A 16686-nucleotide genomic window follows, 5' to 3' on the forward strand; every position below is an offset into this window, starting at 1 on the left:
AGATCAATCCCTCAAGGATGCATTCAACTCTTCACCAAGGGCCCGCACGACATTGTCTACGGTCTCGGCAATCTCTTTCTCCTCCAGAGTGCGCTGGGTGTCTTGCAGAACAAGACTGATGGCCAGGCTCTTCTTGTCCTCTGCCATGCCAGCACCCTGGTATACGTCAAACAAGTTTATTCCAACTACCTGATTTCCGCCAACTTTTTTAATTACTGCGAGGACATCACCGGCCAGGACATGACGATCAACCACCACGGCGATGTCACGACGGTTGGCAGGGAACTTGGAAACCTCGGCAGCAACCGGCACCTTGGCCGGGGTCAGCTTGTCCAGCTCCAGCTCGAACATGACGGCGCGGCTCTTCAGACCCAGCTTCTTCTCGAGGCTCGGGTGGATCACGCCAATGTGACCAATCACCACGCCATTGCGCAGAATGGCGGCGCTCTGACCCGGGTGCAGGGCACTGTGCTCGGCACGCTCGAAGGTAAAGGTGGCACCTTCGGCGGTCAAGTCCAGCACCGCTTCCAGATCCCCTTTCAAATCAAAGAAGTCGGCTGCACGGGTTTTGATGTCCCAGTGCTCGTCGCTCTGGTTGCCAGTGATGATACCGGCCAGCATCGGCTCCTGACGGATGCCGTTCTCAGCATTCTCGTCCTTGATGAAGCGCAGACCCTGCTCGAACAGACGCACCCGCGGCTGCTGACGGTTCTGGTTGTAAACCACGGCTTGCACCAGACCCGGGAACAGAGAGACACGCATGGCGGACATCTCGACCGAAATCGGGTTCGGCAGCACGATAGCATCGCTCTGCGGGAACAGGGTTTGCTGGGTCTTGGGATCAACGAAGCTGTAGGTGATCGCTTCCTGGAAACCGCGATCAACCAGCAGGTCGCGCACGCGCTTCAAGGTCACCTGCCCTTCTGCCTGCTCCACCATCGCCAGAGAGGCAGCGGGTTTGAGGTTCGGGATGTTGTTGTAGCCGTAGATGCGGGCCACTTCCTCGATGAGGTCTTCCTCGATGGCGATATCGAAACGCCAGGAGGGTGCCAGCGCGGTCCAACCGTCAGCATCCACAGTGACCTGCATGCCAAGGCGAGTCAGGATCTCGACCACCTGCGCATCCGCCACGCTGATGCCGATCACTTTGTCGAGCTTGGTGCGGCGCAGCTTGATGGGGGCCGCTTTCGGCAGATGAGCATCGGATTTAACCTCGATGACCGGACCCGCTTCGCCGCCGCAGATATCCAGCAGCAGGCGGGTGGCTCTGTCCATCACCTTGGCCTGCAGCTGCGGATCCACCCCGCGCTCGAAGCGGTGGGAAGAATCGGTGTGCAGACCGTAGGCACGGGCACGGCCAGTGATGGAGAGCGGTGCGAAGAAGGCGCACTCCAGCAGGATGTCGGTAGTGGTCTCGGAGACACCGGTGCGATAGCCACCGAAGATACCGGCCATGCAGGCAGGACCTTTGGCATCGGCAATCACCAGAGTAGTCTCTTTGAGCTTCACCTCGTTGCCGTCGAGCAGGGTCATGGGCTCGTCAGCGTGAGCGCGGCGCACCACCAGTTCCCCTTCAAGCGTCGCCAGATCGAAGGCGTGCATCGGCTGGCCGTATTCCAGCAGCAGATAGTTGGTGATGTCGACGATGGCGTCGATGGAACGAATACCGCCACGACGCAGCTTCTCTTGCATCCAGAGCGGGCTCTGGGCCTGCAGGTTCAGCCCCTTGATGACACGACCCAGATAACGGGGGCAATCGGCAGGCGCTTCAACCCGGATCGGGAAGGTGGCATCGATAGTGGCAACAGCCGGCGTCCAGGTCGGCTCGACCACGTCGACGCTGTTGAGCACGCCGATTTCACGGGCCAGGCCCGCGATGCCGAGGCAATCGGCACGGTTCGGGGTCAGATCCACATCGATACTCACGTCATTGAGTGCGAGGTACTCGCGGATATCGGTCCCGATGGGCGCATCCAGCGGCAGCTCGATGATGCCATCGGCTTCAACGTCGATACCCAGCTCGCTGAAAGAGCAGAGCATGCCGTGAGACGGCTGGCCGCGCAGCTTGGCTTTCTTGATGGTGAAATCACCCGGCAGGGTCGCCCCTACTTTGGCCACACACACTTTCAAGCCCTGACGGCAGTTCGGCGCGCCGCAGACGATGTCAAGCAGCTCGGCCTCGCCTACGTTGACCTTGGTCACCCGCAGCTTGTCGGCATCCGGGTGCTGGGCGCACTCGACCACTTCACCTACCACCACGTTGTTGAACTGGCCGGCCACCGCTTCCACGGCGTCCACTTCCAGACCGGCCATGGTGATCTGCTCGGCCAGTGCGTTGTCACTCAACTCGGTGCGGACCCACTCCATCACCCAGGATTTACTGAATTTCATGTTCTCTCGCCCTTACTTGAACTGCTTGAGGAAGCGCAGGTCGTTTTCGAAGAAGGCACGCAGGTCGTTGACCCCGTAACGCAGCATGGTCAGGCGTTCAACGCCCATGCCGAAGGCAAAGCCGGAATATTTTTCCGGATCGATGCCGACCGAACGCAGCACGTTCGGGTGCACCATGCCGCAGCCCAGCACTTCCAGCCACTTGCCGTTCTTGCCCATCACATCCACTTCGGCGCTCGGCTCGGTGAACGGGAAGTAGGAGGGACGGAAGCGAATGGTCAGATCTTCCTCGAAGTAGTTGCGCAGGAAGTCGTGCAGGATCCCTTTCAGCTCGGTGAAGCTGGCATGCTCGTCGACCAGCAGGCCTTCGACCTGGTGGAACATCGGAGTGTGGGTCATGTCGTAGTCGTTACGATAGACGCGGCCCGGCGCGATGATGCGGATCGGCGGCTGCTGATGTTCCATGGTGCGGATCTGCACACCGGAGGTGTGGGTACGCAGCATCAGATCAGGATTGAAGTAGAAGGTATCGTGATCGGTACGCGCCGGGTGGTGAGCCGGGATGTTCAGCGCATCGAAGTTGTGGAAGCCATCTTCAATCTCGGGACCACGGGCAACCTTGAAGCCCATCTCGCCAAACAGGCGTTCGATGCGCTCGATGGTGCGGGTCACCGGGTGCAGACCGCCATTCTCGATGCGGCGGCCCGGCAGGCTGACGTCGATGGTCTCGGCGGCCAGCTTCTGGTTCAGCACGGCGATTTCGAGGGCTTCACGACGCTCGTTCAGGGCATCCTGAACCTGCTGTTTGGCCTGGTTGATCACGGCGCCCGCGGCGGGACGCTCTTCAGCGGACAGGGCGCCCAGGCCCTTCATCTGCTCGGTAAAAAAGCCCTTTTTACCCAGATATTTGACCCGGATTTCGTCAAGGGCGGCGATGTCGCTTACGCCCTCAATTTCGGCCCTGGCTTGGCCGACTACTTCTTCAAGCTGTTGCATGTCTTCCTCGTCACCACTCCCGGTACAGGAGCCTTTAGGCTAAATAAGGTCAAGAGGGGAATAATACAAAAAAAGCCCCTTCACTGACCATAGTTAAGGTGCCCTTTTCTCCCTAGAAATCATTTTGTTATCAAGTAGGGCTTCGAGCCGGACCGGCTTCTTCTTCGTGATTGGCTACACAATGTTAGTTTGATGGCATATGGAGCCATATGTATGGCTATCATGATGGTAAAGTCATCACTGCCTGCAAACGACAAATGACAGACAACAAAAAAGGAGGCCTGAGCCTCCTTTTAGCATTTATAACAGAACCGGATTAGACCAGAGCTGCTTTGGCCTTTTCAACCAGGGCGGTGAAAGCCAGCTTGTCGTGAACGGCGATATCGGACAGGATCTTGCGATCGATCTCGATGGAAGCCTTCTTCAGACCGTTGATCAGACGGCTGTAGGACAGACCGTTCTGACGGGCTGCCGCGTTGATACGAGCAATCCACAGTTGACGGAACTGACGCTTTTTCTGGCGACGGTCACGGTAGGCATACTGACCAGCTTTGGTTACCGCTTGTACCGCTACGCGGTAGACACGGGAACGGGCGCCGTAGTAACCCTTGGCGGCTTTCATTACTTTCTTGTGACGAGCGCGAGCGGTCACACCACGTTTAACTCTTGGCATTTTTCACATCCCCCCTTATGCGTACGGCAGACAAGCGACAACACGTTTGTGGTCGGCAGCGGAAACAAAGAACTTCGGTCCCAGCTGACGCTTACGCTTACTGCTCTTCTTGGTCAGGATGTGACGCAGGTGGTTGTGCTTGCACTTGAAGCGACCTGAGCCAGTCTTCTTGAAGCGCTTTGCGGCGCCCCGGTTGGTTTTCATCTTCGGCATTTCATACTCCGCATTGTGAGTGACAACAAAATCGCAAGGCGAACCGACTCATGGGGCTGGCCCCATGAGTCAATTTCTTGTGGGCCTTAAGATTTCTTCTTAGGTGCGAGGACCATCACAGCTTGACGGCCTTCGACTTTCGGGAACGATTCGACTACGGCCAGCTCTTCCAGATCGTTCTTGACGCGCTCCAGAACCTTGATACCAAGTTCCTGGTGGGCCATTTCACGACCACGGAAGCGCAGGGTGACCTTTGCCTTGTCCCCGTCTTCCAGAAAGCGAACCAGGTTGCGTAGTTTTACCTGATAGTCGCCTTCGTCGGTGCCAGGACGGAATTTGATTTCCTTGACCTGGACGACTTTCTGCTTTTTCTTCTGTTCTTTGGTGGTCTTGCTCTTTTCGTAGAGGAATTTGCCGTAATCCATGATCCGGCAAACGGGCGGCTCAGCGTTCGGACTGATCTCGACCAGATCCACTCCGGCCTCAAGGGCCAAGTTCAAGGCATCCTGGATGGAGGTGATGCCAATGGCTTCACCATCCAGACCAGTCAGACGAACTTCTTTCAGACGGATCTCTTCGTTGATCCGGTGAGCGCGGGCTTGCGGTTGCTTGCCCAGTTTTTTTCCGCCTTTTATAGCTTATTCCTCCACTTTCTTTTGTCCGCGGGTCTGAACTTCCTGGGTCAACAGAGCAATCAGCTCTTCAACAGGATAAGTGCCCAGGTCAGCCCCTTTACGAGTACGCACTGCAATCTTGCCGGCTTCTACTTCTTTATCGCCGCAGACCAGCATGAAGGGTACTCGCTTCAAAGTATGCTCGCGGATTTTAAAGCCAATCTTCTCATTTCTCAAGTCCGCTTTTGCGCGAAGGCCCGCATCATTCAATGCTTTGGCTACTTTCACTGCATAATCGGCCTGATTGTCGGTGATATTCATGACCACGGCTTGGGTCGGTGCCAGCCAGGTCGGGAACAGTCCGGCGTACTCTTCAGTCAGGATCCCGATGAAACGCTCCAGCGAGCCCAGAATGGCGCGGTGGATCATCACGGGAACATGACGTTCGTTGTCTTCACCCACGTAGGTGGCGCCCAGACGGCCCGGCAGGGCAAAATCGAGCTGCACGGTACCACATTGCCACGCACGATCAAGGCAATCGTGCAGGGTAAATTCGATCTTGGGACCGTAGAAGGCCCCCTCACCCGGCTGCAGATCATACTTCAGACCGTTCAGCACCAGGGCTTCGGCCAGCGCAGCCTCGGCGCGATCCCAGGCTTCATCGGAGCCGATACGCTGTTCCGGACGAGTGGAGAGCTTGACCACGATATTCTCGAAGCCGAAGGTGCCATAGACGTCGTAGACCATGCGGATACAGGCCGACACCTCTTCCATGATCTGCTCTTCGGTACAGAAGATGTGCGCATCATCCTGGGTAAAACCACGTACCCGCATCAGGCCGTGCAGGGAGCCGGACGGCTCGTTGCGGTGGCAGGAGCCAAACTCGGCCATGCGCAGCGGCAGATCGCGGTAGGATTTCAGACCCTGATTGAAGATCTGCACGTGACCTGGGCAGTTCATCGGCTTGATGGCGTACTCGCGGTTCTCGGACTGGGTGGTGAACATGGCCTGGGCGTATTTCTCCCAGTGACCCGAACGCTCCCACAGCACGCGATCCATCATGAAGGGGCCTTTCACCTCCTGATAGTCGTACTCTTTGAGCTTGCCGCGGATGAAGGTTTCCAGCTCACGGAAGATGGTCCAGCCATCGTTGTGCCAGAACACCATGCCGGGCGCTTCTTCCTGCATGTGGTACAGGTCGAGCTGCTTGCCGATCTTGCGGTGGTCGCGTTTGGCGGCCTCTTCCAGGCGCTGCAGGTAAGACTTGAGCTGCTTCTTGTCGGCCCAGGCGGTGCCGTAGATGCGCTGCAGCATCTTGTTGTTGGAGTCGCCGCGCCAGTAGGCGCCGGACATCTTCTGCAACTTGAAGTGGTGGCAGTGACGCATGTTGGGCACGTGCGGGCCGCGACACATGTCGATGTACTCTTCATGATGATACAGACCGGGCTGGTCATCACGGGCAATGTTCTGATCCAGAATTTCGACCTTGTAGGTCTCGCCACGGGCTTCGAACACGTCGCGTGCTTCCTGCCAGGAGACCTTCTTCTTGATGACGTCGTAATCCTTGGCGGCCAGCGCCAGCATGCGCTCTTCCAGCGCCGCCAGATCTTCGTCGGTCAGGGTGCGATCGAGATCGATGTCGTAGTAGAAACCGTTGTCGATGACGGGACCGATGGCCATCTTGGTCTGGGGCCAGAGTTGCTTGATGGCATGACCCAGCAGGTGAGCACAGGAGTGGCGCAGTATGTCCAGACCTTCTTCGTCTTTGGCGGTGATGATGGCCAGGGAGGCATCGGCTTCGATCAGCTCGCAGGCATCCACCAGTTCACCGTTTACCCGACCGGCAATGCACGCCTTGGCGAGACCGGGACCGATGTCCGCGGCCACATCCATGACGGAAACGGCGTGGGCAAACTGACGTTGGCTGCCATCAGGCAGAGTAATGATTGGCATTGTGTGTTTCCTTATACAGTGGTGCCCCCTACCAAAGGGCACATGCGGGATGGAAAGATTCATTCAAAAATGGGTTATGTTCTGGCTCTCCACAGCACTTTGCGAAGGCGCCCCGCGATGCAAACAACCCGTTCAACGTCGCAAGACAAACCAAAAACCGGACCATGCTACCAGAAGTAGGCGGGGCTGTATCGGGTTTGCTGAGATTTTCTACAGTCAGATGAAGTGCTTGGCAGCTATTCCCCCAGCAGGGACTGCCAGTTGAAGTCGAACGTGGAGCTCCCCTCCTGCGCCAGTTCCAGCTCCTGCAGCACCTTGAGCGCCAGCTGATTGCCCTGCTTGGCGGCCTGATAGAGCCACTCCTTGGCACGGGGCAGATCGACCCGCCCGCGGACCCCCATCAGATGCAGCACGCCCACCTTCAACATGGCGGGCACATCGCCGTTCTTGGCTGCCAGCTCCATCCAGTGAAACGCCTCGCGCAGATCCCGCTTCACCCCGGCCCCCCGCAGGTACACCTCCCCGAGCCGGTATTGGCCGAAGGCATCCCCCGCCTGCGCCGCCTGACGATAGAGCGTGATGGCCCGGCTGATATCCTGCTCGCTCCCCTGCCCCACTTCATGGCTCCAGCCCATCAGCGCCTGGGCCCGTGGCTGGCCCTGCTCGGCCAGCGGCGACCAGATCCGGGTCGCCTCATCGAAGTGACCGGTGCGCCAGGCGCGATTGGCCGAGGCCAGCTCCTGCTCGGTGGAGAGCGGGATCAGACGCCAGATAACCAGCGCAATGACAGCGATGAAGAGCCAGCGGGAGGTGATGGGTGCCATGATGATTTCCGTGATCCAGTTCGCATTTCGTCTATGTAAACGAAATGTAGCGCCGCGATCAAGCAAGAGATCCCTTTGACATGCTTTTTATGGCCGGCTGGCTCGGCAGGGCTTGCATTCGGCAATGGAGGTCAGCATGATAACTGTATATATAAACAGTATTGGTACAATGCGATGGCTGGTCGAGGCAGTTCCCACAATGTTGATCACCGCTTCAGCGGCCAGCGGGTCGAAACGGTCGACGACGGCTGGTCCCAACCCGAGTGGGAAGCGGCATTTGCCGCCAGCGACCCCCGCACCGAGGTGACGGAGATCAGCGCCCGCAGCATCATCAGTTACAACAGCTCTCCCGACGTCCCTTTCAGCCGCTCCATCAACCCCTATCAAGGCTGCGAGCACGGCTGCATTTATTGCTACGCCAGACCGAGCCACGCCTATCTCGAACTCTCCCCCGGCCTCGACTTCGAGACCCGCTTGTTCGCCAAACTCAATGCCGCCGAGCTGCTGCGCCGGGAGTTTGCCAGACCCGCCTATCAGCCGCAGACCATTGTGCTGGGAGCCAATACCGACCCCTATCAACCCATCGAACACCACTATCGCCTCACCCGCCAGCTGCTCGAGGTGATGCTGGCCCACCGCCATCCGGTCGGGATCATCACCAAGAGCGCCATGATATTGCGCGACCTCGACCTGCTGACGGAACTGGCCAGCAAGGGACTCTGCCAGGTGATGGTGTCGGTCACCACCTTGAATGAGACGTTGCGGCGACAGCTGGAGCCAAGAGCCAGCACCGGGGCCGGCCGGCTCAAGGTGGTGGAGAAACTGGCCGGCGCCGGCGTGCCGGTCGGTGTGCTGGCGGCGCCCATGATCCCGCGGCTCAACGAGCCCGAGCTCGAGCAGATCATCAAAGGCGCTGCCGAGGCCGGAGCCCATTGCGCCGACTATATCCTGTTGCGACTGCCCCACGAGCTGGCACCGCTGTTCAGTGACTGGCTTGATGAGCACTATCCCGGCCAGAAGGAGGCGATCCTCAACCAGCTACGGGCCAGCCGGGACGGCGCCCTCAACAGTCCCGCCTTCGGCAGCCGGATGCGGGGAGAGGGCCAGTTTGCCGATCTGCTGGCCCAGCGCTTTCGGTTGATCGCCAAGCGGCTCGGGCTCGGCAAGCGCCACTTTCAGCTGCGCCAGGATGCCTTCATCCGCCAAGGCGAGCAGTTGCGGCTGTTCTAGGCGCCCGTCAAGCCCGCCACGGGCAAAGCCTCAGCCCCTTGGTCGCGACGCACTGGCCTTGCTGCTGCGGGCAATCAACTCGGCGGGCAAACGGGCTGGCTCGTGTGCCACCTCAGGTTCATGTTCGCCTGCGCGGGCATCCATCTCTGCCTCGCCCCATACCCGGCTCCACCAGATCTCCCACATTACCCAGCTGGTCATGACATGCTCCTGGCAGGCGTTACCTGCGTCTATGGTGGTTTATCTCCAACGGGAGCAGCATGGCTGGCCGCCATGACAGAGCGATGACATTCACATGAAGGAGCCGTGTCGAGGCCATGCTCCCTTGGGAGCAGCCCTGGTAAGCGGGTAGTGCCCGTTCTTCCTGCCATGACAGGCAAGACTGGACAGGGAAAAGGAAGAGAAGGAAGGAAGGAAGGAAGGAAGGAAGGAAGGAGGATAACGGGGGACGCCAGCAACAAGAGAGCCAATGAAAAGAGCGGCCATGAGGCCGCTCTTTGGTATCGGGTAAAGAGGAGCGATTATTCGTCGCCCGCTTCACCTGCATCGACAGCACCGGTGTCCGCTGCGGTATCGGTGCCTTCAGACACCTCCCCTTCAACGGCCAGCACTTCGTTTTCGTCTTCGTCGCTCTCGGCAACCCGCTGCAGACCGACCACGGTCTCGTCTTCACCGGTACGGATCAGACGCACACCACCGGTGTTGCGGCCGATGACGCTCACCTCGGACACCCGGGTACGAACCAGGGTACCGCCGTTGGTGATCAGCATGATCTGGTCGGTATCTTCGACCTGGATCGCATCGATCACCTTGCCGTTGCGCTCATCCACCTTGATGGAGATGACGCCCTGGGTACCACGGCTCTTGGTCGGGTACTCGTCAAGCGCGGTGCGCTTGCCGTAACCGTTCTCGGTGGCGGTGAGGATGGCCCCGTCGCCACGCGGCACGATGAGGGACACCACCTTGTCACCGGCGCCCAGCTTGATGCCGCGCACACCGGCAGCGGTACGACCCATGGGACGTACGCCCTTGAAGGTGCCCTTGCTTTCGGTGCCTTCGCCGTTGTCGCTGCCATCATCGTCGTTGCCGGCGTCGTTGCCGGCGTCGTTGCCGGCGTCGTCGTCGGTGTCGACTTCGTCAGTGGCATCGGCATCAGCGCGACCGCTGCCTTCCGCGAAGCGAACAACCTTGCCCGCATCGGAGAACAGCATGATCTCGTTGCTGCCATCGGTGATGTCCACCCCGATCAGCTCATCACCCTCTTTGAGGTTGATGGCTCGGATGCCGGAGGAGAGCGGACGGCTGAAATCAGACAGGCTGGTCTTCTTCACGGTACCGTTGGCGGTGGCGAAGAACACATACTTGTCGGCGTCATACTCCTTGACCGGCAGAATGGCGGTGATGCGCTCACCCTCATCCAGCGGCAGCAGGTTGATGATCGGACGACCGCGGGCGCCGCGGGACGCCTCCGGCAGCTGGTAAACCTTGAGCCAGTAGACTTTGCCACGAGTGGAGAAGCACAGAATGGTGTCGTGGGTGTTGGCCACCAGCAGACGCTCCACAAAGTCCTCTTCCTTGATCCGGGTGGCCGACTTGCCACGACCACCGCGGCGCTGGGCCTCGTAGTCGGAGAGCGGCTGATACTTCACGTAACCCTGGTGAGACAAGGTAACGACCACGTCTTCCGGGGTGATCAGATCTTCGATGTTGATCTCGGCACTGGACATGCTGATCTCGGTACGACGCTCGTCGCCGTACTGCTCGCGCACGGCCAGCAGTTCGTCACGGATCACTTCCATCAACCGCACCGGGCTCGCCAGGATGAACAGCAGCTCGGCGATGAGATCCAGCAGAGACTGGTACTCTTCCAGGATCTTCTCGTGCTCGAGGCCGGTCAGCTTGTGCAGACGCAGGTCAAGGATGGCCTGGGCCTGCTGCTCGGTCAGGTAGTAGTGACCTTCGCGGATGCCGAACTCGGGTTCCAGCCACTCGGGGCGTGCCGCGTCGTCACCGGCTTTCTCCAGCATGGAGGCCACGTTGCCGAGCTCCCAGCCGCGGGCAACCAGGCCCGCTTTCGCGTCGGCCGGGGTCGCGCTGTGGCGAATGAGTTCGATGACCGGGTCGATGTTGGCCAGCGCCACCGCCAGGCCTTCCAGGATGTGAGCCCGATCCCGCGCCTTGCGCAGTTCGAACACGGTCCGGCGGGTCACCACTTCACGGCGGTGCAGCAGGAACGCATCCAGGATCTCTTTGAGGTTCATCACCTTGGGCTGGTTGTTATCGAGCGCCACCATGTTGATGCCGAACGTGGTCTGCATCTGGGTGTGCTTGTAGAGATTGTTCAGCACAATCTCGCCGGACTCGCCGCGCTTGATCTCGATAACGATGCGCATGCCGTCCTTGTCGGACTCATCGCGCAGGGCACTGATGCCCTCGATCTTCTTCTCTTTGACCAGCTCGGCGATCTTCTCGATCAGCCGCGCCTTGTTCACCTGATAGGGGATCTCGTGAACGATGATGGTCTCGCGACTGGTCTTCTCGTCCACCTCCACTTCGGCCTTGGCACGCACATAGACGGAGCCACGACCGGTACGGTACGCCTGCACGATGCCGGAACGACCGTTGATGATGCCACCAGTGGGGAAATCCGGGCCGGTGATGTAGGTCATCAGCTCGTCGATGGTGAGGTCGCCGTTCTCGATCAACGCCAGACAGCCGTTGACTATCTCGGTGAGGTTGTGAGGCGGAATGTTGGTCGCCATGCCCACCGCAATACCGGAGGAGCCGTTGACCAGCAGGTTGGGAACCTTGGTGGGCATGACAGCCGGGATCATCTCGGTGCCGTCATAGTTCGGCACCCAGTCCACGGTCTCTTTGTCCAGATCGGCCAGCAGCTCGTGGGAGATGCGGGCCATCCGCACTTCGGTGTAACGCATGGCGGCGGCGCTGTCGCCGTCGACCGAACCGAAGTTGCCCTGACCATCGACCAGCATGTAACGCATGGAGAAATCCTGCGCCATGCGAACGATGGTGTCATACACGGCAATGTCGCCGTGCGGGTGATATTTACCGATTACGTCACCGACCACACGGGCCGATTTTTTATAGGGCTTGTTCCAGTCGTTCCCCAGCTCGTTCATTGCATACAGAACGCGGCGGTGAACCGGTTTCAAGCCATCACGCACATCCGGCAGAGCTCGTCCTACGATCACGCTCATGGCGTAATCAAGATAGGAACTCTTGAGCTCTTCTTCGATGTTGACCGGCGTGATCTCTCTGGCCAGATCGCTCATAGAAAGCCTTAATCCCTAATTAGTTGTTCTTTGGCTTAAACAGCGCGACATGGTAACACACTGAGCCAAATACCTTAAGCCACAAATCCGGTAACAAGTCGGGCTGGTGTGACAAAGTCCGTCCGTTATAATGCCCGCCAGGACAACAGATTGCGCGCGCCCCACCCAGCCTGCGCGCCCTTGCCACAGGATCATCAAAAAATGCACAGTGATGCCAATGTCGATCTGACAGAAATTGCCAAATTCGAAGCCATCGCCTCCCGCTGGTGGGACATGGAGGGAGAGTTCAAGCCGCTGCACCAGATAAACCCGGTGCGCCTTGACTGGATCACCGACAAGAGCGGCGGCCTGTTCGGCAAGCGCATCCTCGACATCGGCTGCGGCGGCGGCATTCTCGCCGAGAGCATGGCCCGCCGGGGCGCCAAGGTCACCGGCATCGACATGGGCAAGGAGCCCCTCGGGGTCGCCCGCCTCCATGCCCTCGAGGCAGGCGTGGAGCTCGAGTATCGCCAGATCACCGCCGAGGCCCACGCCGATGAGGCCCCCGGCCAGTACGACGTGGTCACCTGCATGGAGATGCTGGAGCACGTGCCGGATCCCGCCTCCGTACTGCGCGCCATCGCTACCCTGGTGCGCCCGGGCGGCAAGGTGTTCGTCTCCACCATCAACCGCAACCCGAAAGCCTATCTGATGATGATCCTCGGCGCCGAGTACCTGATGAAGATGGTGCCCAAGGGCACCCACGACCACAAGAAGTTCATCACCCCCGCCGAACTGTGTCGCATGGGTGAGGCGGCGGGCCTGCTGGTACGGGACATGAGCGGGGTGCACTACGCACCGCTCTCCAACAGCTTCAAGCTCGGTCGCAACGTCGACGTCAACTACATGGTGGCGTTCGAGCGCCCGGAGCAAGGCTGATGACGACTCACTCTGCTGCGCCCCTTGGCTGCGTGCTGTTCGATCTGGACGGCACCCTGCTCGACACCGCGCCCGATCTGGGGGCCGCCGTCAACCACGTGCTGATAAGCGAAGGCTTTGCCCCCCTCTCTGACGACATCATCCGTCAGACCACCTCCCACGGGGCGCTCGGGCTGCTCAGGGCCGGTCTTGGTGACGAACTGCTCGAAGAGCTAGGCGCCACCCGCCTTCGCACCGCCCTGCTCGATTACTACGCCGCCAACCTCTGCGTTGGCACCCGTCCCTATGAGGGGATGGTGGATCTCATCGAGTGGCTCGACGAGAAGCAGCTGCCCTGGGGCATCGTCACCAACAAGCCGGGCTTTCTCACCGAGCCGCTGCTGGCGGCCCTGCCCGAGCTCGCCAGTTGTGGCGTGACCGTCAGCGCCGACACCCTGCCAGTGCGCAAGCCCGACCCCGCCCCCATGTACTTTGCCTGCGACCAGCTTGGCGTCGAGGCGAGCCACTGCCTTTATGTGGGAGATCACGTGCGCGACATTGAGGCTGGCCGCAACGCCGGCATGCGCACCGCCGTCGCCGGCTGGGGTTATCTCAATGACAACGAGGATCCGGCCCAGTGGGGCGCCGATCTGCATTTTGACACCGTGCAGGCCCTGCACCACTGGCTGCGCTACGAGCTGGGCTGAGATTACCAGCCCGTGCCGGGCACCTCTGGTACAGGAAGCAGGCAACAGAGATGGATAACAAAGGCAGCTTTGCCGCCAAATGGTGGCCAGATGAGCACTGTTGATTGATCGCGGCAGAGCCTTGCCAGTCCCGACGGGGGATCCCTGGCGATCCCCCGTTTTGGCGGTTTGACAAGCAGGGAAGCGGCGAGATCGGACACCTTTTGACCCTTGCTGCACAAGGGATAATCAGGCTGAATTTGCTAGTAAAAACACCCCCTTTTCGCAAGCAAAAAAAGTTATTTAAATTTTCCATGTTCGATCATCAGACTTGCATTTACCGGATCGGACGGATGAAAACCCACTCGCTGTGAGCGTCCACTAACACAGAGCGGAACACCCACAATTTATCCACAGCTAATCCCTTATCCACAGATTGCAAAGCCGGGCCGACCTCACTATCTTGTAGCTCGAAATCAAAATAACACTATATCTTGTGATTCATCGCACAATAGGTCCCCACCTCCCACGCCTCTCACAGGCCTGGAGGCGAGCGCCGTGCGATGGTTTTTCGGGAATCAACTAAAGGTCATCAGCCAATGAACTTGTTTGTGACGAAGCGTAACGGCCACAAAGAACCCATCGATCTGGATAAAATTCACCGCGTGCTCGACTGGGCTGCCGAGGGTCTCGACAACGTGTCGGTCTCCCAGGTGGAACTCAAGTCCCACATCCAGTTCTATGACGGCATCCGTACCGCCGACATCCACGAAACCGTCATCAAGGCCGCTGCTGACCTGATCTCCGAGCAAAGTCCGGACTACCAGTACATGGCCGCCCGCCTGGCCATCTTCCACCTGCGCAAGAAGGCCTACGGCCAGTTCGAGCCGCCCCACCTCTATCAGCACGTCGCCAAGCTGGTGGACATGGGCAAGTACGACAAGCACCTGCTGGAAGACTACAGCCAGGCCGAATTCGAGGAGCTGAACCAGCACCTGGATCACTGGCGCGACATGGACTTCTCCTACGCGGCGGTCAAGCAGCTGGAAGGCAAGTACCTGGTCCAGAACCGCGTCACCGGCGAAATTTACGAGAGCCCGCAGTTCCTCTACATCCTGGTAGCGGCCTGCCTCTTCTCCAAGTATCCGAAAGATACCCGTCTGGACTACATCAAGCGCTTCTATGATGCGGTCTCGACCTTCAAGATCTCGCTGCCGACCCCGATCATGAGCGGCGTGCGCACCCCGACCCGTCAGTTCAGCTCCTGCGTGCTGATCGAGTGCGATGACAGCCTGGATTCCATCAATGCCACCGCCAGCGCCATCGTGCGTTACGTGTCCCAGCGCGCCGGTATCGGCATCAACGCCGGCCGCATCCGTGGTCTGGGCAGCCCCATCCGTGGCGGCGAAGCGTTCCACACCGGTTGCATCCCCTTCTACAAGTACTTCCAGACTGCCGTGAAGTGCTGCTCCCAGGGCGGCGTGCGCGGCGGTGCGGCCACCCTGTTCTACCCGCTGTGGCACACCGAAGTGGAAAGCCTGCTGGTACTGAAGAACAACCGCGGCGTGGAGGAGAACCGGGTCCGTCACATGGACTACGGCGTGCAGATCAACAAGCTGATGTACCAGCGCCTGATCAAGGGCGGCGACATCACCCTGTTCTCCCCGTCCGATGCGCCTGGCCTGTACGATGCCTTCTTCGCGGATCAGGACAAGTTCGAAGCGCTCTACGTCAAGTACGAGCAGGATCCGAGCATTCGCAAGAAGACCCTCAAGGCGGTCGATCTCTTCTCCCTGATGATGCAGGAGCGCGCCGGTACCGGTCGCATCTACATCCAGAACGTGGATCACTGCAACACCCACAGCCCGTTCGATCCGAGCGTGGCGCCGGTGCGCCAGTCCAACCTCTGCCTCGAGATTGCGCTGCCGACCAAGCCGCTCAACAACGTGGATGACGAAGAGGGCGAGATCGCGCTCTGCACCCTGTCCGCCTTCAACCTGGGTGCCATCGAGAAGCTGGAAGATCTGGAAGAGATGGCGGATCTCGCCGTGCGCGCTCTGGATGCCCTGCTCGACTATCAGGACTACCCGCTCAAAGCCGCGATGAAGGGCAGCATGAACCGCCGTACCCTGGGGATCGGCGTCATCAACTACGCCTACTACCTGGCAAAGAACGGTGCCCGCTACTCCGACGGTTCCGGTCTGGCGCTGACCCACCGCACCTTCGAGGCGATCCAGTACTACCTGTTGAAGGCTTCCGTGCAGCTGGCCCGCGAGTTCGGCCCCTGCCCGGCCTTCAACGAGACCACCTATGCTCAGGGGATCCTGCCCATCGATACCTATAAAAAGGATCTGGACAACCTGTGCAACGAGCCGCTGCACCTGGACTGGGAAGCGCTGCGCGAAGAGATCCGCACCGTGGGTCTGCGCAACTCCACCCTGACCGCCCTGATGCCGAGCGAGACCTCCAGCCAGATCTCCAACGCCACCAACGGCATCGAACCGCCGCGCGGCCTGGTGTCGGTCAAGGCCTCCAAGGACGGTATCCTCAAGCAGGTGGTGCCCGAGTATGACCGCCTGAAAGATCAATACGAACTGCTCTGGAAGCAACCGAGCGTCGATGGTTACCTGCAGCTGGTCGGTATCATGCAGAAGTTTGTGGATCAGGCGATCTCCGCCAACACCAACTATGATCCCGCCCGTTTCGAAGGCAACAAGGTACCGATGAAGCAGCTGCTGAAGGACTTGCTGACCGCCTACAAATACGGCCTCAAGACCCTCTACTATCACAACACCCGTGATGGTGCGGACGATGCCCAGACCGATCTGCAAGATGACGGTTGTGCCGGCGGCGCCTGCAAGATCTGATGAACCGGGCGGGAGCATGAAGCTCCCGCCCTCCTGTTTCCCCTTATTC

General features: G+C 59.6%; 13 protein-coding genes. 4 read left to right on the top strand and 9 right to left on the bottom strand.

The window, feature by feature from the left end:
• Positions 1 to 3: 3 nt before the first annotated feature.
• The 7 genes from pheT to PG899_RS01435 form a co-directional block, all read right to left on the bottom strand.
• On the bottom strand, positions 4 to 2391 hold the full coding sequence (gene pheT / locus PG899_RS01405) for a phenylalanine--tRNA ligase subunit beta (protein ID WP_190284286.1): 2388 nt from the start codon (positions 2389 to 2391) through the stop codon (positions 4 to 6).
• A 12-nt stretch (positions 2392 to 2403) separates the two neighbouring features.
• The gene (gene pheS, locus PG899_RS01410; protein WP_011706167.1) at positions 2404 to 3387 is read right to left on the bottom strand and encodes a phenylalanine--tRNA ligase subunit alpha; all 984 of its coding nucleotides are present in this window, start codon (positions 3385 to 3387) and stop codon (positions 2404 to 2406) included.
• A gap of 316 nt (positions 3388 to 3703) precedes the next feature.
• The gene (gene rplT / locus PG899_RS01415) at positions 3704 to 4060 is read right to left on the bottom strand and encodes a 50S ribosomal protein L20 (protein ID WP_005300683.1); all 357 of its coding nucleotides are present in this window, start codon (positions 4058 to 4060) and stop codon (positions 3704 to 3706) included.
• 15 nt (positions 4061 to 4075) lie between these two features.
• Positions 4076 to 4273 carry a 50S ribosomal protein L35 gene (rpmI, locus tag PG899_RS01420; protein ID WP_005300673.1) on the bottom strand — a complete coding sequence of 66 codons (198 nt, stop codon included), beginning with the start codon at positions 4271 to 4273 and terminating at the stop codon, positions 4076 to 4078.
• 86 nt (positions 4274 to 4359) lie between these two features.
• Positions 4360 to 4908: a translation initiation factor IF-3 gene (gene infC, locus PG899_RS01425; protein WP_026080374.1), complete on the bottom strand. Its 549-nt coding sequence runs from the start codon at positions 4906 to 4908 to the stop codon at positions 4360 to 4362.
• A 3-nt stretch (positions 4909 to 4911) separates the two neighbouring features.
• Positions 4912 to 6840 carry a threonine--tRNA ligase gene (gene thrS, locus PG899_RS01430; RefSeq protein ID WP_011706169.1) on the bottom strand — a complete coding sequence of 643 codons (1929 nt, stop codon included), beginning with the start codon at positions 6838 to 6840 and terminating at the stop codon, positions 4912 to 4914.
• 236 nt (positions 6841 to 7076) lie between these two features.
• Positions 7077 to 7664, bottom strand: coding sequence for a tetratricopeptide repeat protein (locus tag PG899_RS01435; RefSeq protein ID WP_190284285.1), 588 nt, complete (start codon positions 7662 to 7664; stop codon positions 7077 to 7079).
• A gap of 174 nt (positions 7665 to 7838) precedes the next feature.
• Here PG899_RS01435 and PG899_RS01440 point away from each other — a divergent pair, with 174 nt between their 5' ends.
• The gene (locus PG899_RS01440; RefSeq protein ID WP_270696851.1) at positions 7839 to 8894 is read left to right on the top strand and encodes a PA0069 family radical SAM protein; all 1056 of its coding nucleotides are present in this window, start codon (positions 7839 to 7841) and stop codon (positions 8892 to 8894) included.
• Between the two features lie 30 nt (positions 8895 to 8924).
• Here PG899_RS01440 and PG899_RS01445 read toward each other — a convergent pair whose 3' ends face one another.
• Together PG899_RS01445 and gyrA are read right to left on the bottom strand one after the other, a co-directional pair.
• The gene (locus PG899_RS01445; protein ID WP_017410128.1) at positions 8925 to 9095 is read right to left on the bottom strand and encodes a hypothetical protein; all 171 of its coding nucleotides are present in this window, start codon (positions 9093 to 9095) and stop codon (positions 8925 to 8927) included.
• A 320-nt stretch (positions 9096 to 9415) separates the two neighbouring features.
• The gene (gene gyrA / locus PG899_RS01450; RefSeq protein WP_270696853.1) at positions 9416 to 12187 is read right to left on the bottom strand and encodes a DNA topoisomerase (ATP-hydrolyzing) subunit A; all 2772 of its coding nucleotides are present in this window, start codon (positions 12185 to 12187) and stop codon (positions 9416 to 9418) included.
• Between the two features lie 201 nt (positions 12188 to 12388).
• On the opposite strand from gyrA, the gene ubiG reads away from it, so the two are divergent.
• The 3 genes from ubiG (at position 12389) to nrdA (ending at position 16637) form a co-directional block, all read left to right on the top strand.
• Positions 12389 to 13105 carry a bifunctional 2-polyprenyl-6-hydroxyphenol methylase/3-demethylubiquinol 3-O-methyltransferase UbiG gene (gene ubiG, locus PG899_RS01455; RefSeq protein ID WP_016350657.1) on the top strand — a complete coding sequence of 239 codons (717 nt, stop codon included), beginning with the start codon at positions 12389 to 12391 and terminating at the stop codon, positions 13103 to 13105.
• Positions 13105 to 13791: an HAD family hydrolase gene (locus tag PG899_RS01460; RefSeq protein ID WP_190284282.1), complete on the top strand. Its 687-nt coding sequence runs from the start codon at positions 13105 to 13107 to the stop codon at positions 13789 to 13791. Before ubiG ends, PG899_RS01460 begins: the two co-directional genes overlap by 1 nt.
• A gap of 578 nt (positions 13792 to 14369) precedes the next feature.
• A complete protein-coding gene (gene nrdA / locus PG899_RS01465) occupies positions 14370 to 16637 on the top strand; it encodes a class 1a ribonucleoside-diphosphate reductase subunit alpha (protein WP_016350655.1) in 2268 nt (755 codons plus the stop codon).
• Positions 16638 to 16686 lie beyond the last annotated feature (49 nt).

It is taken from the genome of Aeromonas sp. QDB39 (assembly GCF_027707585.1).
GTDB classification, from domain to species: Bacteria; Pseudomonadota; Gammaproteobacteria; order Enterobacterales; family Aeromonadaceae; genus Aeromonas; species Aeromonas hydrophila.